General features: G+C 40.5%; 23 protein-coding genes. 3 read left to right on the top strand and 20 right to left on the bottom strand.

Annotation, left to right across the window (positions count from 1 at the left end; translation table 11 throughout):
- Nucleotides 1-121 precede the first annotated feature (121 nt).
- Nucleotides 122-214 carry a stressosome-associated protein Prli42 gene (prli42, locus tag ACNJYY_RS13505; protein WP_197130929.1) on the top strand — a complete coding sequence of 31 codons (93 nt, stop codon included), beginning with the start codon at nt 122-124 and terminating at the stop codon, nt 212-214.
- Nucleotides 215-255: 41 nt separating this feature from the next.
- Here the strand turns inward: prli42 and ACNJYY_RS13510 are convergent, their stop codons facing one another.
- The 5 genes from ACNJYY_RS13510 to ACNJYY_RS13530 all read right to left on the bottom strand — a co-directional run bounded on the left by ACNJYY_RS13510 (nt 256) and on the right by ACNJYY_RS13530 (nt 4,284).
- Entirely contained in the window at nt 256-747 is a 492-nt protein-coding gene (locus ACNJYY_RS13510; RefSeq protein ID WP_416728918.1) for a L,D-transpeptidase, read from the bottom strand.
- A gap of 308 nt (nt 748-1,055) precedes the next feature.
- Nucleotides 1,056-2,003, bottom strand: a complete 948-nt coding sequence (locus ACNJYY_RS13515) for an aromatic acid exporter family protein (protein ID WP_416731873.1) — start codon at nt 2,001-2,003, stop codon at nt 1,056-1,058.
- Nucleotides 2,004-2,114: 111 nt separating this feature from the next.
- Nucleotides 2,115-2,828: an amino acid ABC transporter ATP-binding protein gene (locus tag ACNJYY_RS13520; protein ID WP_416728919.1), complete on the bottom strand. Its 714-nt coding sequence runs from the start codon at nt 2,826-2,828 to the stop codon at nt 2,115-2,117.
- Complete coding sequence (locus ACNJYY_RS13525; protein WP_191753884.1) at nt 2,821-3,480, bottom strand: amino acid ABC transporter permease; 660 nt, start codon at nt 3,478-3,480, stop codon at nt 2,821-2,823. The genes ACNJYY_RS13520 and ACNJYY_RS13525 overlap by 8 nt, the downstream gene beginning before the upstream one ends.
- 18 nt (nt 3,481-3,498) lie before the next feature.
- The gene (locus tag ACNJYY_RS13530) at nt 3,499-4,284 is read right to left on the bottom strand and encodes a transporter substrate-binding domain-containing protein (protein ID WP_416728920.1); all 786 of its coding nucleotides are present in this window, start codon (nt 4,282-4,284) and stop codon (nt 3,499-3,501) included.
- Between the two features lie 131 nt (nt 4,285-4,415).
- Here ACNJYY_RS13530 and ACNJYY_RS13535 point away from each other — a divergent pair, with 131 nt between their 5' ends.
- A complete protein-coding gene (locus tag ACNJYY_RS13535; RefSeq protein WP_416728921.1) occupies nt 4,416-4,841 on the top strand; it encodes an NUDIX domain-containing protein in 426 nt (141 codons plus the stop codon).
- Between the two features lie 272 nt (nt 4,842-5,113).
- On the opposite strand, the gene ACNJYY_RS13540 is transcribed toward ACNJYY_RS13535, so the two are convergent.
- The 9 genes from ACNJYY_RS13540 to ACNJYY_RS13580 form a co-directional block, all read right to left on the bottom strand.
- Nucleotides 5,114-5,542, bottom strand: a complete 429-nt coding sequence (locus tag ACNJYY_RS13540) for a BrxA/BrxB family bacilliredoxin (RefSeq protein ID WP_144699187.1) — start codon at nt 5,540-5,542, stop codon at nt 5,114-5,116.
- A gap of 166 nt (nt 5,543-5,708) precedes the next feature.
- On the bottom strand, nt 5,709-7,049 hold the full coding sequence (locus tag ACNJYY_RS13545) for a dihydrolipoamide acetyltransferase family protein (protein WP_416728922.1): 1,341 nt from the start codon (nt 7,047-7,049) through the stop codon (nt 5,709-5,711).
- An 18-nt stretch (nt 7,050-7,067) separates the two neighbouring features.
- Nucleotides 7,068-8,051: an alpha-ketoacid dehydrogenase subunit beta gene (locus ACNJYY_RS13550; RefSeq protein WP_416728923.1), complete on the bottom strand. Its 984-nt coding sequence runs from the start codon at nt 8,049-8,051 to the stop codon at nt 7,068-7,070.
- A 14-nt stretch (nt 8,052-8,065) separates the two neighbouring features.
- Entirely contained in the window at nt 8,066-9,058 is a 993-nt protein-coding gene (locus ACNJYY_RS13555) for a thiamine pyrophosphate-dependent dehydrogenase E1 component subunit alpha (protein ID WP_416728924.1), read from the bottom strand.
- A gap of 13 nt (nt 9,059-9,071) precedes the next feature.
- Nucleotides 9,072-10,493 carry a dihydrolipoyl dehydrogenase gene (gene lpdA, locus ACNJYY_RS13560; protein ID WP_416728925.1) on the bottom strand — a complete coding sequence of 474 codons (1,422 nt, stop codon included), beginning with the start codon at nt 10,491-10,493 and terminating at the stop codon, nt 9,072-9,074.
- A gap of 26 nt (nt 10,494-10,519) precedes the next feature.
- A complete protein-coding gene (buk, locus tag ACNJYY_RS13565; protein WP_416728926.1) occupies nt 10,520-11,632 on the bottom strand; it encodes a butyrate kinase in 1,113 nt (370 codons plus the stop codon).
- 27 nt (nt 11,633-11,659) lie between these two features.
- Entirely contained in the window at nt 11,660-12,760 is a 1,101-nt protein-coding gene (gene bcd, locus ACNJYY_RS13570; RefSeq protein WP_416728927.1) for a branched-chain amino acid dehydrogenase, read from the bottom strand.
- 19 nt (nt 12,761-12,779) lie between these two features.
- A complete protein-coding gene (gene yqiS / locus ACNJYY_RS13575; protein ID WP_416728928.1) occupies nt 12,780-13,685 on the bottom strand; it encodes a phosphate butyryltransferase in 906 nt (301 codons plus the stop codon).
- Between the two features lie 131 nt (nt 13,686-13,816).
- The gene (locus ACNJYY_RS13580) at nt 13,817-15,508 is read right to left on the bottom strand and encodes a sigma 54-interacting transcriptional regulator (protein ID WP_416731874.1); all 1,692 of its coding nucleotides are present in this window, start codon (nt 15,506-15,508) and stop codon (nt 13,817-13,819) included.
- Nucleotides 15,509-16,019: 511 nt separating this feature from the next.
- Between ACNJYY_RS13580 and ACNJYY_RS13585 the strand changes: the two genes are divergently transcribed.
- Nucleotides 16,020-16,256, top strand: a complete 237-nt coding sequence (locus tag ACNJYY_RS13585; RefSeq protein WP_416728929.1) for a DUF2627 domain-containing protein — start codon at nt 16,020-16,022, stop codon at nt 16,254-16,256.
- 43 nt (nt 16,257-16,299) lie between these two features.
- Here the strand turns inward: ACNJYY_RS13585 and spo0A are convergent, their stop codons facing one another.
- The 6 genes from spo0A to dxs form a co-directional block, all read right to left on the bottom strand.
- On the bottom strand, nt 16,300-17,103 hold the full coding sequence (spo0A, locus tag ACNJYY_RS13590; RefSeq protein WP_416731875.1) for a sporulation transcription factor Spo0A: 804 nt from the start codon (nt 17,101-17,103) through the stop codon (nt 16,300-16,302).
- A 329-nt stretch (nt 17,104-17,432) separates the two neighbouring features.
- Nucleotides 17,433-18,719, bottom strand: coding sequence for a SpoIVB peptidase (gene spoIVB, locus ACNJYY_RS13595; protein ID WP_416731876.1), 1,287 nt, complete (start codon nt 18,717-18,719; stop codon nt 17,433-17,435).
- Nucleotides 18,720-18,854: 135 nt separating this feature from the next.
- The gene (gene recN / locus ACNJYY_RS13600) at nt 18,855-20,552 is read right to left on the bottom strand and encodes a DNA repair protein RecN (RefSeq protein WP_416728930.1); all 1,698 of its coding nucleotides are present in this window, start codon (nt 20,550-20,552) and stop codon (nt 18,855-18,857) included.
- Nucleotides 20,553-20,576: 24 nt separating this feature from the next.
- Nucleotides 20,577-21,026, bottom strand: coding sequence for a transcriptional regulator AhrC/ArgR (gene ahrC / locus ACNJYY_RS13605; protein ID WP_066396006.1), 450 nt, complete (start codon nt 21,024-21,026; stop codon nt 20,577-20,579).
- 107 nt (nt 21,027-21,133) lie between these two features.
- Nucleotides 21,134-21,952, bottom strand: a complete 819-nt coding sequence (locus ACNJYY_RS13610; protein ID WP_416728931.1) for a TlyA family RNA methyltransferase — start codon at nt 21,950-21,952, stop codon at nt 21,134-21,136.
- On the bottom strand, nt 21,949-23,847 hold the full coding sequence (gene dxs / locus ACNJYY_RS13615) for a 1-deoxy-D-xylulose-5-phosphate synthase (protein WP_416728932.1): 1,899 nt from the start codon (nt 23,845-23,847) through the stop codon (nt 21,949-21,951). The genes ACNJYY_RS13610 and dxs overlap by 4 nt, the downstream gene beginning before the upstream one ends.
- Between the last annotated feature and the right edge of the window lie 13 nt (nt 23,848-23,860).

Here is a 23,860-nt window from a genome sequence, read left to right on the forward strand (position 1 = left end):
TTTCCTGCTTGAAAGCGCAAATTTTCGACTAAATTTGCAATTTGGTCTTTTAGGATTTCTTGTTTCTGCTTTCCAAACACGGTACAATTAAGTTGGAAATGTTTATAGGAGGGTTATGGCTTTGAATCAAAAACTAATAAAAACAATTGTGTACGTTATGATCATCTGTCTTGTTCTAAGCAGTCTTTTAACAGGAGTCGCTTTTTTCTTATAAAATAGTTAACCCCCAGTCCTCGTTGGACTGGGGGTTTTACGTTACTGTTTTATGATGTCATCAAAGCTTTTTTGGGAGTGGACAACTTTTATCTTTGTGCCTATCTTGAGTTTGCTGTAAAGCTTCTGAACATCCTTTTCGTACATCCGGATGCAGCCAGCTGTGACATATCTTCCAATGGCTGATGGATTATTGTTTCCATGTATTCCGAACGTGCGACCGTCTGTACCGTTTGCGTCAAAACCGATCCAGCGTGTGCCGAGCGGATTCGTTTTATCTCCACCTGGTATATCCTTTTTTCGATAATAGGGATCTACAGCTTTTACTGTAATGGTAAATTCGCCTTCTGGTGTTAGTTCTTTCGACTTTCCTGTTGCAACTTTATAAATTTCTTTAACCGTTCCATCTTCAACGTATGCCAGTCTGTTGGATGTCTTATTAATGATTAAATAAGGGTCTCCTAAGGCATGTGCGTCTCCGATCGGCCATATTGGTGAAAATAACAAGATAAAAGCTAACTTGAGTTTTCCCATTTTTATCACCCTGTCATTTTTTACTTAGTATTTGTAAATGCAGGGGAAGTCATGAGTTACTTTTTTAGTTTTTCTTAGAGCCAGATGAGGGTAGTCGATCTCCGTTTCAGGTGCTCGCTTTCCGGGAGGCGTGCGGTGAGCCACCTCGGCGCTATGCGCCCTTAGGTGTCTCACCTGTCCCGCTGATCCCACAGGAGTCTCGCGCCTTACACTCCGAACGACTTTTCAATGAAGAGAAGTAAAAAAAGATGACAATGTCTATGTTGAAAGTGAAACAGGAATGAAAAATACAATCAAAAACTTTTCGTTTACTTCTTAAATTTACTTTTGATGATCAAGTAATCTTCGATATCTTGGAGTAGCTGATAGAGCTTTGAGCGTGTTTCGAATTCGTCTCTGTCTTTTGGCAGATGCATCTCTCGGAATTCTTGTCTCATGTTTTCTAGATCATCTAAGAACAAAAGGGCTGTATTTCCTGGGTGAACGGCAGCGCTTAGGCGTTCGAAGAAGCTGCCTAGTTTTTCACACTGTACATATGTCTTATCGATAGAAGAAATGATAGGAAGCATTCGTTGAATGATCTCAAACTGCTTTTCCCTCATTTTAAAATAGTGATAATACTGGTTTTCGTAACGAAGAAAATGATTTTCAATGTCCCGAAAGGCAATGCTTTTCGCGTTCGAGATAAGATCTGCGCATTCTGTAATCTCTTTTCCGTCCCATTCGTGTTTATCATGAGCTAAATACAGATGAAATTCATGAAAGATCACTTTGTATCTTTTTTCGAGTTCCCTTTGCATGTTTAACAGTATTTTTTCAACCGAAGGCATGTAGAGATTCATGATTAAACCCATCCCTATACCGATTACGATGATGCTACATTCATTAAGCACGATTTCCCAAGTAATCTTCTGAAGCGTGTATAGATGAAGGATGATGACTGACGATGTGATGATGCCTTCCTTAAGGTTTAGAGATACGAGCGTTGGGATGAATAGAATCAAAAGTATGGTTAGTGCATAAGGATGATAGCCGACCAGCGAGAAAATCGCACTCGCAAATCCTATTCCAAGAATACATGCTGCAAATCTTTCCCATGAAGAGATGATCGACTTCTTTTTTGTTATTTTTATACAAAGAATGGTTAGTATTCCGGCTGACGTATAAAAATCTAACCCTAGCCACTCTGCTAAGGCGATAGCAAGGCCTGCTCCGATTGCAGTCTTTAAAGTTCGATAGCCAATTGTAAATTTCATCAAATGCATGCCTTCTTTCCGATCTCGTTCTATACCTTGTACCATTATTCCATAATTCAAGGATAATTAGAAACGAAAAAGGACTTCAGCAAAGAAGTCCTTTTTTAAGCATTATAGCACTTTTTCTAAGAAAGCTTTAGCTCGATCTGTTTTCGGATTTTCAAAGAAAATAGCAGGTTCTTGATCTTCTACTAATTTTCCATCATCCATGAACAAGACACGGTCGGCAACTTCTTTTGCAAAGCCCATCTCATGTGTAACAATAACCATCGTCATACCAAGCTTAACGAGGTTCTTCATCACTTGCAGCACCTCTTTTACCATCTCTGGATCTAGAGCTGAAGTTGGTTCATCAAAAAGCATAACTTCAGGTTTCATAGCGAGTGCTCTCGCTATAGCAACACGCTGTTTCTGACCGCCCGAAAGGTTAGAAGGATAGCTGTTCGCTTTATCACTCAATCCAACGGTTTTAAGGAGATCTAACGCTTCCTTATCAGCTTCACTTTTCGAAATCTTTAATACTTGCTGCGGCGCGAATGTTACATTTTCTAAAACAGTAAGATGAGGAAAAAGGTTAAAGTGCTGAAACACCATTCCTATCTTTTTACGAAGATGAAGTTCCATCTCGTAAATGTCTTTGCCTTCTAGGAGAATAGATCCTTCATCGTTTGTTTCTAAAAGGTTCAAACAGCGGAGAAACGTAGATTTGCCTGATCCTGAAGGTCCGATCACAGCGATAACTTCACCTTTTTTGATAGAAGTTGAAATTCCTTTTAACACTTCATTATTACCGAAGCTTTTCTTCAAACCTTGAACATCAATCACTCTTAGCAAGCCTCCTTTCCATAACTCGTCCAGCTAACGTCAACATCATGACTAGTAGATAATAAACTAGCCCCGCTAATAATAACGGTTCAAAAAAGCGATAGTTGCTTGCGCCAACGATTTGAGCTCGTCTCATAATATCAAGCGCTCCGATAACTGAGACGATTGCTGATTCTTTTGTTAGTGTAATAAATTCGTTCATTAATGCCGGTAAAATGTTCTTAAAGGCTTGAGGCAAAATGATTTTCAACATCATCGTTCGGTATGGAACACCTAAAGCCATAGCAGCTTCTTTCTGTCCTTTGTCGACTGCATTAATACCCGCACGAATGATTTCTGATATATACGCTGCCGAGTTAAGAGCAAATGTTAGAACCCCTGCTGAGAATGCGCCAATATCGACTCCTGTCAGCTGAGGTACAGCATAATAGATCAAAAGCATCTGAAGAATAAGAGGTGTTCCTCTAAAGACCGAAGTATATGCATCTGCAAACCATCTTAAGATTTTGATCTTACCTATCTTAAATAGCGAAAGTACGGTTCCCCATATAAATCCTAGTACTAACGATACCGCCACGAACTGCAACGTAACCCATATTCCGTATAAAATATACGGAATAGAAGGCACGAGCTGGGCAAAATCCAAGTTCATGCCTACCACTCTCTTTCTCTATTTTTTAACACCGAACCACTTTTCAACAAGCTCGTCCAATGTACCGTCTTCTTTCATCTTCTTAAGTTCTGCGTTAAACTCTTTTGTTAGCTCACTATCCTTAGGAAAAGCGATCGCCGATCCTGCAGCGTCTGTGTTTGGCAGGGCAAACGAGGAAAGGTCTTTATTTTTCTTTAAAAATTCGTAAGCAACTGCATCTTCAATAATTGCCGCATCTACACGGTTTGATTTCATCTCTTGAACCAATTCTGTTACTTTGTTACGCTGAACAACCTCAAATTTATGATCCTTTAATAATTTGTCTGCTTCTTTTTCTTGAATGGAAGCCAATTGAACGCCAATTGTTTTGCCTTCAAGATCTTCTACACTTTTAATCGCTTTATCCTTTGTAACGATCAATTGTTGAGCTGCATAATATTCATCTGAAAAATCTACTGTTTTTTTTCGTTCTTCATTCGGTGTCATACCGGCAATTACAAAGTCAGCTTTGCCGCTGTCTAATGCAGGAATCAATCCGTTAAAGTCCATGTCCTTTATCTCAACCTTGTATCCTAATTTGTTTGCGATATGATTCGCTACATCAATATCAAAGCCTACAATTTCTCCGCCTTTTGCTGTTTCTACATATTCGTATGGAGGATAATCAGCTGACGTTGCCATGATTAACGTCTTCTCGGATGAATTACTCCCAGTATTTGTAGAACTTTTTTCTTCTACCGCTCCGCATCCCGCCAAGAATGCAAGTACTATGATAAAATAAATGCTAAAAAGATTTCTTTTCATGTGTTGTTCCCCCTGTATAAATCGTTTATATTTATTCGTTAAAATGAATATTAACACATAAATAGGCAGAATTAAGTATTTTAATAATTCTGAATGTATTAATATGCATTATGATAAGGTGGTTGTTTTCATTGGAATTTGGTGAAAAGTTAAAAGATGTTAGTTATCGCAGACGAGAAGCTGTATATGCCGTAGTAATAGATGATCATAAGAATATTGCCGTTATAATTCAAAACGGCAAAGGCTTCTTGCCCGGTGGTGGAATAGAACTTGGAGAAAATCATAATGTTAGTTTGATAAGAGAATGTGTCGAGGAGACAGGCTTTACTTTTCAGATGAATCACTTTTTGGGAAATGCAAAGCAGTATTTTAAGACGAGACAAGGTGAACATCTAATGAATAATGGGTATTTTTATACAGGGTCATTTGGAGAGTATGCAAGTGAACCATTCGATCAAGATCATGAGCTAGTGTGGATGAACATAGATCAAGCTGAAGAAATACTATTTCATTCGTCCCATGTTTGGGCTGTAAAAAAGGGGCTGGGGTTGGATTAAGAGAGTTTTTGTAGATTTGTGAGCATTATTCAATGAACAATCATAAATTTCTAGAATCGCTCACAAATCTCTAGAATCGCTCACAAATTCCTAGAATCGCTCACAAATTCCTATAATCGCTCACAAATCCCTAGAATCGCTCACAAATCCCTGGAATCGCTCACAAATCCTTAGAATCGCTCATAAATCCATGTTCACCCTCATTTTATAAAAAATAAAAAAAGCTGGCTCAATTTCGAGCCAGCTTCTCTCATTCGTACACACTTAAATCCTTACTTACAATACGTTTCAAATGCACTTCTTAGCTTGTTCACGACTTCCATCGGTTCATGGCCTTCGATCTCATGACGTTCGACCATCATTTGAATCTCTCCATCTTTTAATAAAGCAAAAGATGGGGATGATGGCGGGTAGCCAGTAAAGTAAGAACGCGCTGTTTCTGTTGCTTCTTTATCTTGTCCGGCAAATACCGTAACAAGATGGTCCGGGCGAACGTCTTGTTTTACCGAATATGAAGCCGAAGGGCGTGCGATTCCTCCTGCACAGCCACAAACGGAATTAATCATGACAAGTGTTGTACCTTCTTTTTTGAAAGCTTCTTCAACATCTTCTGGTTTGAATAGCTGTGTATAGCCAGCCTCTACCATTTCTTTACGAGCCGTTTCTACTACATCATTAAAAAGATTAAATTGAAAATTCATTCATAATCAGCTCCTTTCTTTCTTATTGTACTCAATTATTGAAATATAAAAAAGAAAAATGCCGTAACATGTACGGCACTTTTCTTAGGGGGTTATGGGGTTTGGAGGTGTTGATAGTTATCTCTACCCGCAATAAAACCCTCATAAACCTGAAAAACACATTTTTTTAATAAATGGATGTGTTTTCTTTTGTCATGTTTTCTAAACGTGCTTTTACAGAAGCTAAGAAGCGTCCGCATACAAGCCCATCAAGAACTCGGTGGTCAAGAGAAAGACAAAGGTTAACCATATCTCGTACAGCGATCATGCCATTGTTCATAACAACTGGACGCTTCACGATCGATTCTACAGAAAGGATAGCCGCTTGCGGATAGTTGATGATCGGCGTAGACATAACAGATCCAAAAGAACCTGTATTATTTACAGTAAACGTTCCGCCTTTCATGTCATCACCAGCTAATTTATTTGTCCTTACTTTATCTGCTAGTTCCTTCACATCGCGTGCGATTCCTTTGATTGACTTTTCGTCTGCGTGTTTGATAACTGGAACATATAGTGCATCATCTGTTGCGACAGCAATCGAGATGTTGATGTCCTTTTTCTGAATGATCTTATCTCCTGCCCACATGGAGTTGATCTGCGGGAATTCTTTTAGTGATTCTACAACAGCCTTGATAAAGAAAGGCAAGAACGTAAGGTTGTATCCTTCTTTTGTTTTAAAATCACCTTTTACAGAATTACGATATTCTACTAAGTTCGTTACATCTACTTCTACCATCGTCCAAGCATGAGGTGCCTCGTGCTTTGAACGGACCATGTTTTGTGCGATCACTTTACGAATACCCGATACTGGAATTTCAAGATCACCAGGCATTGTGTCGATCGCAACCGGCTTTAATACTGGTGCTGATTGTTGCTGCACTGGAGCTGTTTGTTGAGAACTAGAAGAAACAGGTGCTGCAGAAGAAACCTCTTCTGTCGCTGGCTTGTTATCTTTCGTAGGAATCTGACCGGAATCAATGATTTTCTGTAGATCTTTTCGAGTGATTCTTCCGCTTTGTCCTGATCCTTCTACTTGGTCTAGATCAATACCATGCTCAGATGCCATTCGCACTACTGCAGGTGAAAAACGTCCTCTTGCCGCTCGATCAGCGTTAGCTGCTGGCTTAGCTGCACCCGTCTGTGAAGATTCTGTAGATGTTGAAGCTGTCTCAGCTGGCTTTTCTGTTGAAGATGGGGCTGCAGGTGCACTTCCTCCACCTTCTCCTTCTGTTTCGATGTAGCAGATCAGTTCGCCTACAGAAAGAGTATCTCCTTCGCCTGCAACGAGTTCTTTGATCGTTCCAGAAAAAGATGATGGAACTTCTGCGTTTACTTTATCTGTCATCACTTCAGCTAGTGGATCGTATTTCTTAACCGTATCACCTGGCTGAACGAGCCATTTACTGATCGTGCCTTCTGTTACACTTTCCCCTAATTGGGGCATTGTAATTTTTTCTGTAGCCATTAAAGTCCCCTCCTATTGTTAAAATGCCGCAAGATCTCTCATGGCTTTTTCTACTTTGTCAGGATTTACCATAAAGTGTTTTTCCATCGTTGGTGCATAAGGCATTGCAGGCACATCTGGACCAGCCAGGCGTTGGACAGGTGCATCCAGTTCGAACAAGCAATTTTCAGCGATGATCGCTGAAACTTCGCTCATGATGCTTCCTTCTTTGTTGTCTTCTGTTACAAGAAGTACTTTACCTGTTTTAGAAGCCGCTTCGATGATCGCTTCCTTATCCAATGGATAAACAGTACGAAGATCAAGAATATGAGCTGAGATTCCGTCCTTTTCAAGCTTCTCAGCAGCTTGAAGAGCAAAGTGTACACAAAGTCCGTATGTAATAACGGTAATATCTTCACCTTCACGCTTCACGTCCGCTTTTCCGATCGGCAATGTATATTCTTCGCTCGGTACTTCACCTTTAATCAGTCGGTAAGCACGTTTATGTTCAAAGAAAAGAACAGGATCTTCGTCACGGATAGCAGCTTTCAAAAGACCTTTTACATCATAAGGTGTAGAAGGCATTACAATCTTTAAACCTGGTACGTTAGCGAATAGTGCCTCAACAGATTGTGAGTGATAAAGCGCACCATGAACACCGCCGCCATATGGAGCACGGATCGTAATCGGGCATGTCCAATCATTGTTCGAACGATAGCGGATCTTAGCCGCTTCAGAAACGATCTGGTTAACGGCAGGCATGATAAAGTCAGCGAACTGCATCTCTGCGATCGGGCGCATCCCGTACATGGCAGCACCGATACCTACACCTGCGATAGCAGACTCCGCGAGGGGTGCATCGATCACTCTCTCTTCACCAAACTCTTCAATTAACCCAGTCGTTGCACGGAAAACTCCTCCGCGTACACCAACATCTTCACCTACTACAAATACTCGCTTATCGCGTTGCATCTCTTCGCGAATCGCTTGTGTTACAGCATCAATATATGAAATTACCGGCATCTCGTTTTCCCCCTTTACTCTGCGTAAACATGAAGAAGTGCGCTTTCAGGATCAGCATATTTTGCGTTCTCTGCATATTCTGTAGCTTCATCCACTTCTTTTTGAATTTCTTCTGTGATCTGTTTTTCTAATTCTTCTGTTAAGATATCATTCTCTTTTAAGTAAGCAGCAAACGTATGAATCGGGTCTTTAGCTTTTGCTTCCTCAACCTCTTCACGAGTTCGGTACGCACGATCATCATCATCGGATGAGTGAGGCGTTAAACGATAAGCTACTGTTTCAACTAAAGTCGGTCCTTCACCGCGTCTACCGCGATCAGCAGCCTCTTTTACAGCTTCATAAACAGCTAGTGGGTCGTTCCCATCTACCGTTACTCCTGGCATACCATAACCGATCGCACGATCAGAAACGTTCACACAAGCTAGCTGTTTTGAGATTGGAACAGAGATTGCGTATTTATTGTTCTCACACATAAAGATAACAGGAAGTTTATGAACAGAAGCAAAGTTTGCCCCCTCATGGAAATCTCCTTGGTTTGATGATCCTTCACCAAACGTCGTGAACGTTACAAGGTCCTTTCCTTCCATTCTTCCGCCAAGCGCGATTCCTACAGCATGAGGAACTTGTGTTGTAACCGGGGAAGAACCTGTTACGATGCGCAGCTTTTTAGAACCAAAGTGTCCTGGCATCTGACGGCCGCCGCTGTTAGGATCTTCTGCTTTTGCAAAGCCAGAAAGCATCAGGTCTTTCGCTGTCATACCGAACTGCAAAACAACACCCATGTCGCGGTAGTACGGCAACACAAAATCTTTCTCATTATCTAGTGCCATTGCGGCACCAACTTGTGCTGCTTCTTGACCTTGACAAGAGATAACGAAAGGAATCTTACCAGCGCGGTTTAAAAGCCACATACGCTCGTCAATTTTTCTTGCTAATAACATCGTTCTATACATATGGATGACATCTTCATTCGTTAAACCTAATTGTTCATGACGTAATTCTGCCATTTGTTTTACCTCCTTAGAAATGGATCGCTTTTCCTTCAACAGCTAGTGCTGCTTCACCAAATACTTCTGATAGAGATGGATGTGGATGGATGGTATGAGCCATCTCCCACGGTGTTGCGTCTAAAACTTTTGCTAAACCGGCTTCAGAGATCATATCCGTTACGTGAGGTCCGATCATATGAACACCTAAAAGATCATCAGTGTCTTTGTTTGCAACGATCTTAACAAACCCGTCACTTTCACCATAAACAAGAGCTTTTCCGATCGCTTTAAACGGAAACTTGCCAACTTTAACGTTAAAGCCTTGGTCTTTAGCTTGTTTCTCAGTAAGACCTACACTTGCCATCTCTGGACTTGAGTAGATACATTTCGAGATATTATCGTAGTTGATCGGTTCAGGCTTCAAGTTAGAAAGGTGTTCTACTGCCGTGATTCCCTCGTGAGATGCAACATGCGCAAGCTGAAGTCCTCCGATCACATCTCCAATCGCATAGATGTGGCTTTCTGCGGTTTGGAAATATTCATTTGTCGCAATGTATCCGTTTTCAACTTTAATGATGGTGTTCTCTAAGCCGATTCCTTCTGTGTTCGCCATACGCCCGACAGAAACTAGCATCTTCTCGGCACTAAATTGTTTTGTCTCGCCTTTATGTTCAGCAGAAATCATCACGCCTTCGCCTTTTTCTAACGTATCAGGAAGGACTTTTGCACTCGTTACAAGCTTGATGCCTTTCTTCTTAAGAACACGCGCCGCTTCTTTCGAAATTTCTTCGTCTTCTGTTGGTACAATTCTGTCAGCATATTCAAGCACGGTTACTTCCACACCAAGATCATTGAGCATAGATGCCCATTCAATCCCGATTACCCCGCCACCAACGATGATGATTGATGCTGGCAAAGACTCCATCTCTAATGCTTCATCACTAGACATGACGAGATTTCCGTCGATCTCTAATCCTGGTAACGAACGTGGTCTAGACCCTGTTGCAATAATTACGTTTTGCGGGATTAAAATCTCATTTTCAGTGCCATCATTAAACTCAACTGAAATCGTGCCAGGCATCGGTGAAAAGATGGATGGTCCAAGGATTCGTCCGATACCTTCATAGACTTCAATCTTTCCTTTTTTCATCAAACTTTGTACACCCATATGCAGTTGGTTTACAATGGATTGCTTTCGTTCTTGCATCTTGGAAAAGTTTAAGCCAAGGCCTTCTATCTCAACACCAAAGTCTGCAGCTTTTTTAGCTGTTTTATATACTTCAGCACTTCTTAATAACGCTTTACTTGGGATACACCCTCTATGTAAACAAGTACCTCCAAGCTTTCCTTTTTCAACTACTGCAACGGTTTTTCCTAATTGAGCAGCTCGGATGGCAGCTACATAGCCGCCAGTCCCTCCGCCCAATATGACCAAATCAAAGTCTTTTGACATCAGCTCATATCTCCTTTTGCTGTTAGTTAGTCCAGTGACACTCTAGCAATGGTTTTTCCGCCAGGGTAAACTTTTGCTGTTTCTTCTTCTCTTAATACACGAAGGCCACCTTCTGCTAACGCTTGAAGCTCATTCTCACCCGGCTGAATGATACAATCAGAAATCCATTCAACCCGGTCTGTAATCTTTTTAACAAATTCTTTTCCGAAAGCGAGTCCGCCCGTTAAGATGATCGCATCGACTTGTCCATAAAGAACGGTACTTGCTGATCCGATCTCTTTTGCGACTTGATAAGCCATCGCGTCATAGATAAGCTCGGCTTTTTTGTCACCGTTCTCGATTCTTTCTTCAACCGTTCTAGCATCGTTTGTTCCCAGGTAAGCCACAAGACCACCTTGGCCAACGAGCTTCTTCATCACTTCTTCTGCATAAAACTCACCAGAGAAGCAGAGTGAAACCAAATCACCTATCGGAACAGTGCCTGCACGTTCAGGAGAGAATGGTCCCTCTCCATGCAGTCCGTTGTTTACATCGATCACTCTTCCGTCCTTGTGGACACCTACCGTGATTCCCCCGCCCATGTGAACGACAATAAGCCGTAGAGCTTCGTAAGATTTATTCAACTGTTTTGCTACGCGCCGCGCAACTGCCTTTTGATTAAGCGCATGAAAAATACTCTTTCTTTCCATTTCGGGAACACCCGAAATTCTTGCGATCTCATCCATCTCATCGACAACCACTGGATCTACGATAAAAGAAGGGATATTTAAACCTTCTGCTATTTCAAATGCCAAGATTCCACCTAGATTCGAAGCATGTTCACCAGCGTAACCATTTTTCAAATCCTTGAGCATCGGTTCATTAACGCTGTACGTACCGCCTTCGATCGGCCTTAACAAACCGCCGCGGCCGACCACACAACTTAGTTTTGAAATATTGATGCCTTCGTAGTCTAGAGCTTCTAAGATCGTTTCTTTTCTAAAAGTGTACTGATCAATAACAGAATCAAAAGAATGGATGGTTTCTGTATCATGACGGATCGTTTTTTCAAATACTGGCCGTTCGTTATCGAAAATTCCAATCTTAGTAGAGGTTGACCCCGGATTGATCACTAGTATGCGAAATTCTTTTTGATGCACGTTTCAAACCTCCATTGATACGAACTCTTAACGAGATCGGTTAGACAAAATATGTCTTTCGTTTAATAGGAACTGACTTCTAGACATTCTCATGCGTTCGATACGCTCTTCTGCAAGGCGATCTGCTGCTAGGTAAGTCGGGATGTTATCACGTTTTGAGATCTCGATAACACTTGCGATGTTGTCATAGATTGTTTCTACTTTTTTCATAGCACGATCACGGTTGTAGCCGTTAAGCTCATCAGCTACATTGATAACTCCACCAGCGTTGATTACATAGTCTGGTGCATAAACGATTCCCATCTCATGAATCGCATCACCGTGACGCGTTTCTTTCAGTTGGTTGTTAGCAGCCCCTGCAATAACTCTAGCTTTGATCTGTGGAATCGTATCATCGTTAATAATAGCTCCTAGTGCACATGGCGCAAAAATATCACAATCAACGCTGTAGATCTCATCGATCTCAACAGCTTTTGCTCCGAAATCTGTAACCGCACGTTGTACTGCTTCTTTATTAATATCTGTAACGATCAATGATGCGCCTTCTTCGTGTAGGTGCTTACATAGTGTATAAGCAACATGTCCAACACCTTGAACAGCAATCACTTTTCCTTCTAGAGAATCTGTACCAAACGCTTCCATGGCTGCTGCTTTCATACCACGGTATACACCGTAAGCTGTTACTGGAGATGGATTACCACTTGAACCGAAAGCAGGTGATACACCCGTAACGAACTGTGTTTCTTGGTAGATAAGGTCCATGTCTTCAACCGTTGTACCCACATCTTCTGCTGTAATATAGCGACCGTTAAGTCCTTGAATATAACGACCGAACGCACGGAACATTTCTTCGTTCTTGTCTTTCTTTGGATCACCGATAATTACTGTTTTACCGCCACCAAGATTCAATCCCGCCGCTGCGTTCTTATATGTCATCCCTTTAGCCAGTCTGAGTGCATCTTCAATCGCTGCATCTTCTGTTTCATACGTCCACATTCTTGTTCCTCCAAGTGCAGGACCCAATGTCGTATCATGAATACAGATAATTGCTTTTAGACCAGATTGTTTATCTTGGCAGATCACCATTTGCTCATAATCATAAGTTTCCATATATTTAAAAATTTCCATTGTGTTTTCCTCCTAGGTTTTAATTATCAGTGATGACTGAATTTACCGCTAAAGCGATAGAATAATATTTACTTTCTGCTGAATCCGCTCTGGATGTTAAAACGATTGGTGCTTTAGCTCCGCATATGACTGCACCAACTTTTGCTCGAGCAAAGTAGATCAGCGATTTATACAATACATTTCCTGTTTCGATATTTGGAACAAGAAGGATGTCAGCATTCCCTGCAACACTTCCTGTGATTCCTTTGTGAGCTGCAGCTTCCTTTGATATGGCATTATCTAAGGCCAAAGGACCTTCTACGATACCACCTTGAATTTGATTCCTAAGGTTCATAACCATCAGGCTCGCTGCATCCAATGTTGCTTGCATAGCGGGATTGACATTCTCTACCGCAGCAAGGACAGCCGCTTTCGGAACTTCCACACCCGTTCTAACCGCAAAATCGATAGCATTTTGCAGAATTTGAACTTTTTGATCAAGATCAGGCTCTATGTTCATGGCAGCATCCGTAACAAAGATTAATTTTTCAAATCCTTCTACTTCGAATGCAGCGACATGTGATAGCACTTTGCCTGTACGGAGACCATATTCTTTATTTAAAACTGCTTTTAAAAGAGCAGACGTTGAGATGAGCCCTTTCATTAGAATATCAGCGTCTCCATCATGAACAGCTCTTACCGCTTTTAATGCAGCCGAAGCTGTATCGGTAGGAACAACTTTAATCCCATCTAACGAAACATCCGCGTTTCTTTCTAACCAGTCAGAAATTTTGTTACCGTTTCCAAACAGAATAAAGTGGGCGAGCCCTTCTTTGTATGATTTCAGTATGCTTTCCAAAACCTCCTGATCCCCAGCTTCTGCCACTGCGATGACTGGTTTCTCTTGTTGATTTTTGGCTTGGCTCACCAAGTTTTGTAAACGCATGCTATCCCCCCTTGTTAACCGTTTTATAAACAATGCAATTTTCATGCCAACTATAAAAAATGTTATAAAAGTCGATATCTCAATATGAATATGCAATATTTTGCAGATACCTTGAAATATTTTGCATGAAATTATTTGCGCATTTTTTCGTCAAGATCATATTTTTCTAATTTATAATAAAAATTCCGAAGTGAAATGCCTAATGATTTAGCTGTTTTCGTTTTATTGCCACGAAACCTCTCTATAGCTTCTGTCAAAATACGTTTTTCAACCGCATCCATCTGTTCAGCTAAGCTCTTTTCATTATCAGTCGTATCAGACATATCTTTCAGATGAACATCCTTTTTCTTCGATGGTTCTAAAGATAACAGTGATATATGACTTCGATTGATCTGTGAATCCGTATGACTCATGTGGATAATCGCTCTGCCTAATACGTTTTCAAGCTCTCTAACATTTCCCGGCCAATGATATGCTAATAAGAAGTCCTCAGCATCCTTGCTGATATAATCAATGTTTCTTCCATAGTCTTGATTTAGCTTCTGCAGGAGGTGATATGCTAAGAGCAAAATATCATTGTTTCTCGCTCTTAATGGCGGAATATAAATCGGCATCCTGTTGAGTCTGTAGTACAAATCCTGCCTGAACGTACCATCTGCGATCATTTTTTCAAGGTTAACATTGGTTGCGGCGATCACACGAACGTTGATCGGAATGGCTTTAGTCCCACCAACACGTCTGATTTCATTCTCTTGGAGAACACGCAAAAGTTTGGCTTGTGTGTTCTGAGACAGCTCTCCCACCTCATCTAAAAAGATGCTTCCGCCGTTGGACTCTTCAAACAGCCCTCTTTTCCCGCCTCTTAACGCACCAGAAAAAGCTCCTTCTTCATAGCCGAACAGTTCACTCTCTAATAACGATTCAGACAGCGCCGCACAGTTGACGCGTATAAATTTATTAAACTTTCTGCTGCTCGCATTATGTATCGCATGAGCAAAAAGTTCTTTCCCCGTTCCAGATTCACCACGAAGCAGAACGGTCGCAGGAGTAGAAGCAGCGAGCTTAGCTTGATCGATCGCAAAACTCATCTCTTCTGACGATCCAATTATATCTTCAAACGAATATTTAGCTTCAAGTGTCCGAATGATCTGTCTTGCACGGTTGAGTTCTTCTGTAAGTCCTTTTATTTCAGATACATCGTGAATGACACCTACACTGCCTTTTAATAGACCATCCACGATAACCGGCGCAACATTAACAATTACATCTTTCCGGTTTGGCCCAACTCGTAATCGGGCACCTCTCACAGGTTTTCTTGTTTTTAGAACCTGCATGTGTATACTCTCACCTTCAGATATATCGGTTGTTGCCGGTTTTCCAATCACTTGCTCGGCTGTGTATCCTGTGAGTCTCGTATAAGCTGGATTGATCATGATTCCTTTTCCTTCTTCGTCAACTACAGATATAGCTTCCTCAGAAGATTGGATGATCGATCTTAACATCGTTTGGATGCTTTTTAAATTCGTTACTTCTTCTGCCAGATCCACGATCTCTGTAATATCTTTAAAAACAGCAAAAGCGCCAAGCTTTCGACCTTCATGATTTAGGATCGGTGTTCTTGTTGTATAGATTTTAGTGCCGTTCGCTAAAATTTGTTCTTGATTGACTTCTTCTATGCCTGAGTCCATAACTCTTGGAAGCTGACTATTAGGCATGACTTCTAGAATGGATTTACCTACAACTTCCTCTTTCGATAAACCTGTCATCTTCTCAGCACTCTTGTTAAATATGGTGATCGTTAAATCTTGATCGATCACAATCATGCCATCATGTGTATTATCTAAGATTGTTTTGAGTTGTTGCAGATGGCTGATGTCTTTTTTATTTTTCGTTTCATCAGATATGGTTAATAAAAACCGAAACTGTGTTGTAGTCAATCTTCCCGACATTGGATATTTGGTTTCGTTTAGCTGATCTGCCGTTTCTTTAAGTGAATCTGAATAAACGATTATATCTATTACCTCTTCTGGTGCCGATGAATATGTAAAAACTGTTGTGTCATTAAATTTGGCCGGCAGCGATTGAAGAGGTTCTTGAATGATAGCTGCAAGTTCAAAAAGTTCGGATTGATTGATCTCTTGAACCAATTCAATTTCTTCTTGCGTTGCCAACAATACGATCCTTTGCAACAAATAGCCCACCTTTTAATTATAACATGCAATATTTTTCACATACTCATCATAGCTCACTATGAAAGGGTTTGCAAACTTATTTTGCATCGACATTAATTTTAACTTTATGTACAATAAGACGAGTAGAGGAGTGAAATTCTTCATGAGCAGATATGCCGCACTGGTAATTGTTTTAATCCCTGGAATCATGGCCGTTATGGGAATAAAATGGATGAGAGACACGTTATTTGGAGTTTTACAATTTCCGTTTCCATACTTATGGTTACAGTTCATTACAGGATTGTTAAGCTTCTTAGCAGGCTTAGCTTTTGTAGGCGGATTCATCTTTTATAGAGACCGCAAAAGAAATAAAGTTCAGTTAAAATACAGAAAAAAATAACCATCTCATTTAAGAGAGATGGTTATTTTTTGCAGATAAATATTTATGCCATGACCCTATGTTCAATTCGAAGCTTATCCGCGACCATCGCGATGAACTCTGAATCCGTAGGCTTTGCTTTTGACATGGATACTGTATAGCCGAACAAGGATGAGATGCTGTCGATGTTTCCACGGCTCCAAGCTACTTCGATCGCATGACGTATAGCTCGTTCAACTCGACTAGAAGTGGTATTGAATTTTTTAGCGATATCTGGATACAGAACTTTTGTGATCGATCCTAACAGTTCAATATCATTGTATACCATAGAGATCGCTTCTCTTAAGTACATATATCCTTTAATATGAGCAGGAACACCGATCTCATGAATGATACTTGTGATACTCGCATCCAGATTGCGTGGTTTATTGTTAATTGTAGATTGGAAATTATTTCGATTACTTCCGGACGCACGCTGAACAGTTGATTTTTCTGCTCCACAGATCTGACGGATCTGACTCGCTAGATTGTCCATATCGAATGGTTTTAAGATAAAGTATGATGCACCTAGGTCTACGGCTTTTTTCGTTACATCTTCCTGACCAAACGCCGTTAACATGATAACATTCGGCTGAGGCAGATCATCGCTAGACCTGATTTTCTCCAGCACCGCTAATCCATCTAAATGAGGCATGATAATATCTAGAACTAAAACATCAGGATCTTTATTCTCTAAAACGGACAAACATTCTTGACCGTTGTAAGCTACCCCAATTACCTCCATATCATCTTGACTTGAAAGATACTCCCTCAAAAGACTAATCAGTTCACGGTTATCATCAGCTAGACAAACTTTAATTTTTTGCACCATTATTTCCTCCCCATCCAACAATTTCTTGTTTTTCCCAATGTAACATTTCAACAATAAATCTTAAATCCCTTTATTTTGTTTTAAATTTTTTAAAATTATTTTGTTTTTGTAGCTGATAGAGCTGTTTTCTTCAATTTACTTTGAATTTCGACAGTTATTATATTTTCAAAAGTGTTTTTGTCGAATTTTCTTTATATCCCTCATTATACAAAATTTTCATGAGATTGTCTAAATTATCTAAAAAACAAAACCAGCACTCAATTCAACTTATATGTGTTAAAAATAAAAAAACCGGTGAGATCTCTTCTCAACCGGTTTTAAAAATGTTAACTCGCTTGTTTTGCATCTTTATAGATATTTACTCCAGCTTCATCAAGCATCCACTCGATATGAACACCATAGCCCGAGGTCGGGTCATTTACAAACACGTGTGTGACTGCTCCGATAATTCTGCCGTTCTGAATGATTGGGCTGCCACTCATCCCCTGAACGATTCCACCGGTAATTTTTAAAAGCTCGGGATCTGTAATCTTAATGACCATTCCCTTTGTAGCCGGAAACTTTTGAGGAACAGAGCTTACGACATCAACATCGAACTCTCGAACCTTCGACCCGTTAACGACAGTCAGTATCTTCGCTGGACCTTCTTTTACCTGATGTGATAAGGCGATTGGCAACGGTTTATTCCAGTCCCCATTCGATAATTCCTCGTTTAACTTTCCAAAAATCCCAAAAGGGCTATTTTTTGAAATGTCCCCTAAAACTCTTTGGTCGTTGGAAAAACGCGCCAGCTTTTCTCCCGGATGACCGTTAGATCCTTTTTCGATAGATGTTACGGTAGATCCCAGGATTTCACCATTGTTTACCTTGATTGGCTTCTTAGTATCCATATCTGAAATAACATGACCGAGTGCCCCATATTTAAATGACGCTGGATCAAAAAAAGTAAGTGTTCCTACGCCCGCTGCTGAGTCGCGAATATAAAGTCCGATGCGATAAGACTGATCATTCTTGTCCTGCAGAGGAGTAAGTATCTTATGAAACGTTTTTCCATCTCGAATGATGGTTACATCTAAAGGATTTGATGTTTCCCCAGATTTTTTAACAAATGGGCTTACATCTCCCATTTTTTTAATATTTTTTCCGTTAATTTTGGTAATAATATCTCCTACTTGAATATCGGCAATTTCACCTGGAGATTGTTTTCCTGCAGTTGTATTTACGAGGTGATGTCCCACAATCAATACCCCTAGAGTATTTAATTTCACTCCTATCGATTGTCCACCAGGTACAACTTTAAGATCAGATAAAACTTTTACATTCATCTTCTTTATGGGAAAACTTGCTGCTTCGAGAGTTGCCATGCTATCACCGTTTGTTTTGGCTTGTATCGAAACTTTATGTTCGCTTTCCATTGCGGTCGTATAAATGTTTGTTTCTTCCTGCTTCATGTTTGTTCCAACAGGAAGGGCTTGTAAGACATGTTGTCCTTCAAAAAAGGTAATCGATTCTGGCAGTGCTGCATACTCACGCACAGGAGACAAAAAACCGATTCCCACTAAACTTCCAAGGAGAATAACGCCGATCATTCGCCGAAGTAAATCCTTATACATCATACACTCTCCTCGCTCCTAGCTCACACCCTCACCATGGCTGTACCTTTAATTTAGCCTACGGACCATGAGTTTATAACCTAGAAACAAGAAAAAGCTATTCCTTAAATGGATAGCTTTTTCATGAATAAAGTTTTATGATGTCTTTTTGATTGAGGCAGCAAGCTCTAATAATTCTTGAGCATGCTGCCTCGTAAGGTCAGTAATCTCAACACCCGAGATCATTCTGCCTATCTCATTTACTTTTTCATCCGTTTTTAATGTTAGGACCTTTGTAACCGTTCTTCCTTGAAGTGTATCTTTAGAGATATGAAGATGCGTGTCAGACATCGCTGCAACTTGTGGAAGGTGAGAAATACAAAGTACTTGTGAACCTACAGAAACTTTATAGATCTTTTCTGCTATCGCTTGAGCGACTCGTCCAGAGACTCCTGTATCTACTTCATCAAAAATAATGGCGGTAATTCCTTGGTTTTCAGAAAAGATGGTTTTCAATGCTAGAATAATTCTGGAAAGCTCCCCGCCAGATGCTACTTTCGATAGTGGTTTAAGCGGTTCTCCAGGATTCGGAGAAATATAAAATTCTACAGAATCCAGTCCAGTTCTTAAAAACTGATTATCCTCAATCCGCTTCATTACGACTTCAAATTTAGTTTTTTCCATATAAAGCTCTTTAAGCTGCTGCTGAATGCTGTTCTTTAAGACTTTAGCGGTCTCCGTTCTCCGCTTAGTCAGTTTTTTACCTGATACCTCAAGTTTGGCAATGAGCTTATCCTGCTTTTTCTTGAGTTCTTCAATATGATTATCTTTGTTCTGAATGAGTTCTAACTCTTTTTTAATCTTTTCACTATAATCGATCATTTCTTTTACTGAAGAACCATATTTGCGTTTAAGCTTACTTAGTTCATCAAGACGTGATTCGATGCTGTTAAGCCTTTCCGGGTTGTATTCTAATGAATCAAACATATCCCGAATCTTATATGTAAGCTCTTCAAGTACATAAAAGCTGTTTCCAAATTGCTCTTCGTCCGCTTTTAAAGATTCATCAAGTGCTGCGACCTGCGAAAAATCAGCTAGCGCACTAGATACAAGTTCAAGCGCTTTTCCTTCACCATAAAGATTATGGTAAGCATCCTGAAGAGAGCCATGAATTCTTTCAAAATTCGAGAGCATTCTTTTTTCTTCCTCAAGCTTAACATCCTCATCAGGAATGAGGTTGCTGCCCGCTATCTCTTGGTACTGATATTCGAGCAAGTCTATTCTCTGCGCGATCTCTTGTTCGTTTCTAGAGAGCTCTGAAAGCTGTTTGTTGATTTCTTTGTAGTCCCTAAATGTTGATTCGTACGAAATTAGCTCTTGTTTAAAATCTTTATCACCAAAACTATCGAGTAAAAAAAGATGCTTGTCAGGCTGCATTAAATATTGCGTTTCATGCTGCCCATGAATATCAACTAAGGCCTGTCCAATCTCCTTAAGAACAGACAGCGTAACAAGCTTTCCGTTTACTCTGCAAATGCTTTTTCCGTTCTCCGTTATATCCCTTTTAAGCACGACCATCTCATCTTCATCTGAAATCGCAATTCCAAATTCCTCACATTTATCATATACACGATGACCTGGATGAATATGAAACAACCCTTCGATTTCCGCTTTTTGAGTACCATAGCGTACAAATTCCGTAGAGCCGCGGCCACCAATCAGAAGTCCGATCGCATCGATGATGATGGACTTTCCTGCACCGGTTTCCCCTGTTAATACGGTTAACCCTTTACTGAAAGAAACACTTAGAGAATCAATAATAGCAAAATTACGAATACTTAATTCTGCCAGCAATTACATCACACCTTATTTTAAAAATTACAGCATATCTAAAAATCGCTGCGAAACATCTGCACTAACTTCTTTAGAACGACAAATAATTAAAATTGTATCATCGCCACAGATCGTTCCCATTAAATCTTCCCAATCCAGCTTATCAATTAACGCTCCAATGGCATTTGCATTACCAGGAAGTGTTTTCATGATAATCAGGTGATCTGCATAATCAATACTTATAAAGCTGTCAGTCAGTGTCCTTTTTAACTTCTGCAGTGGATTGAACCTTTGGTCAGCCGGAAGACTGTATTTATAGCGACCATCGTTCATCGGCACTTTCACAAGATGCAGTTCTTTAATATCACGTGAAACTGTTGCTTGCGTTACATTAAAGTTGGCTTTCTTGAGCAGTTCCACTAAGTCGTCTTGTGTTTCAATATCATGATTGCTGATCATTTCACGTATTTTAATATGTCGTTGTCCTTTATTCACTCGTGATTCCACCTCAATTTACACTGTCACATTCTGCCTTTATCTTATACTATTGTGCATAGGATGTAAATTTTTCATTAGTGAAATGATGAAAAGAGCGAGAAATATTATTCTCGCTCTTTCTTTAATGTTTCATGAGCAGACTTCACAACTTCTTCAATATTTTCTGAAGTTATCGTCATGCAGTCCTCACTATTTACTTTTCCATGCATTAAAAACTCGATATTTCCATCCCCACCCGTTATAGGTGAGAAGGACAACGCAACAGGATTAATCCCTGTTTTGCGGGCAAAATCCGTAATCTCTTCAATCACACGTTTATGAACTTTCGGATCTCTAACAATTCCCTTTTTCCCGACTTCTTCACGCCCTGCTTCAAACTGAGGCTTGATCAAAGCGATCACATCTCCAGTTGGCATAAGCTGAGTCAGCACAGGAAGAATGATTCGTAGCGAAATGAATGAAACGTCGATCGTTGCAAAGTGAGGAATCCCCTGTTGAAGCTGATCAGGAGTTACATATCTAAAGTTTGTTCTTTCCATCACTGCGACCCTAGAATCGTTTCTCAGCTTCCAAGCGAGTTGATTGTAGCCTACATCGATCGCATATATATAGGAAGCACCATTTTGTAAGGCACAGTCAGTAAAGCCACCTGTTGAAGCCCCAATATCCATTCCTATCTTTTCTTTAACTTCAAAATCAAAGATTTTAAGTGCCTTTTCAAGCTTAAGCCCGCCTCTTCCAACATAAGGGATAACATCTCCTTTAACTTGAAGAGGCGCATCTTGTTCTATCTTTTCTCCTGGCTTATCCATCCGGTTCGTTCCTGAGTATACGAGGCCCGCCATAACAGATCGTTTGGCTTTCTCCCTCGTTTCACAAAGTCCTCGATTGACAAGCAGTACATCTACCCGTTCTTTTTTCATGTAAGAAGACCCTTTTCTGCCTTTCTTTTAACAAGCGCTCTCACTCGCTCAACAAGATCAGGTGTTGTAATTCCGATCTCTTCTAAAAGTTTTGTCACACTTCCATGCTCGATGAAGCAATCTGGTATACCCATACGATCAATGATCACATTTGCCTGATGGTCAGCTGCATGCTCTAATACCGCACTTCCAAAACCGCCTTGAAGAACAGCCTCTTCTAACGTTAAGATAGGCATGTTTTCCGAATAAAGCTCTTTGAGCATTTTTGAGTCAAGCGGTTTGATAAAACGAGCATTGATCACGCGTGCTGAGACACCTGATTTGGCGAGAATCTCCCAAGCTTCAAGAGCCATTGGAATCGTCGTTCCAAACGTTAGAATCGCAACGTCATCTCCATCTTTCAGCACTTCCCATGAACCAATTGGAATGTTCTCAAACTCTTCATCCATCGGAACTCCAAAACCGTTGCCTCTAGGGAATCTGATCGCAATCGGACCATCTTCATATTTAAGAGCAGAGTATACCATATGCTGAAGCTCATTCTCATCTTTCCCCATCATCAATACCATGTTTGGAATATGACGCAAGAAAGCAATATCAAATACACCTTGGTGCGTTTCTCCATCAGCACCAACGAGACCAGATCGATCTATTGTGAAAACAACATTCAAGTTCTGTCTGGCTACATCATGAACTACTTGGTCGTAACCTCGCTGCAAGAACGTAGAATAGATCGATAGGACTGGTTTCATATTCTGAGTAGCAAGTCCAGCTGCCATCGTTGTGGCATGCTGTTCAGCAATACCAACGTCAAACAGACGATCAGGAAACGCTTTTCCGTAATCAGTAAGTTTAGAGCCTATCGTCATGGCAGGCGTTATCACTGCAATTCGATCATCTTTATGTGAGAGCGTCTCAAGTGTTTTACTGACCACTCCGCTGTAAGATGGTCCGACCTGCTGCGGTTTGATCTGCTCACCTGATTCAATCTTATAAGGACCAACGCCATGCCAGCTATCCTTTTTATCACTTTCAGCCGGTTCATACCCTTTGCCTTTTTTCGTAAGAACGTGGATGATTACCGGTCCTTTCGTCTTTTTGGCATATGTTAGATTCTCGATCAAGTCATCTACATCATGACCATCTACTGGTCCTAAATAGGTGTAGCCTAGCTCCTCAAAAAACATTCCTGATACTAACAGATATTTTAAGCTGTCTTTAACACGTTCAGCTGTAGCAGCCAATTTACCGCCAAAAGCAGGTATCTTACGGATCAATGATTCTAGCTCATCTTTTGCTTTATTGTATTTTCTAGCTGTTCTCATGCGTCCTAAAACGTTATGAAGAGCTCCAACATTTGGAGCGATAGACATCTCGTTGTCGTTAAGAACAACGATTAAGTCTTTCTTTTCATGACCGATATGGTTCAGCGCTTCTAAAGCCATACCGCCCGTTAATGCACCATCACCAATGACCGCAAGAACTTTATCGTCTGTTTTCTTAAGGTCTCTAGCGATCGCCATACCCATTGCTGCAGAAAGTGATGTAGAGCTGTGTCCCGTTTCCCAAACATCATGTTCGCTTTCAATTCTCTTTGGAAATCCACAGAGACCCTTATACTGTCGAAGTGTATCAAACTGCGATGCTCTTCCCGTAAGAATCTTATGCACATAGGCTTGATGACCAACATCCCAAATAAACTTGTCTTTAGGACTGTCAAAGACTTTATGCATAGCTAGCGTTAGCTCTACAACGCCAAGATTAGGCCCAAGATGGCCTCCTCTAACTGAAAGTTTTTCAATTAGAAAAGAACGAATTTCGGCAGCTAATTTATTTAATTGTTCAGTTTCATACGTTTTTAAAAACTGAGGATCTTGAATTTCTTCCAGGTTCATGGAATATGCCTCT

The sequence above is a fragment of the Fictibacillus tiangongensis genome (assembly GCF_048083785.1).
Classification (GTDB): domain Bacteria; phylum Bacillota; class Bacilli; order Bacillales; family Fictibacillaceae; genus Fictibacillus.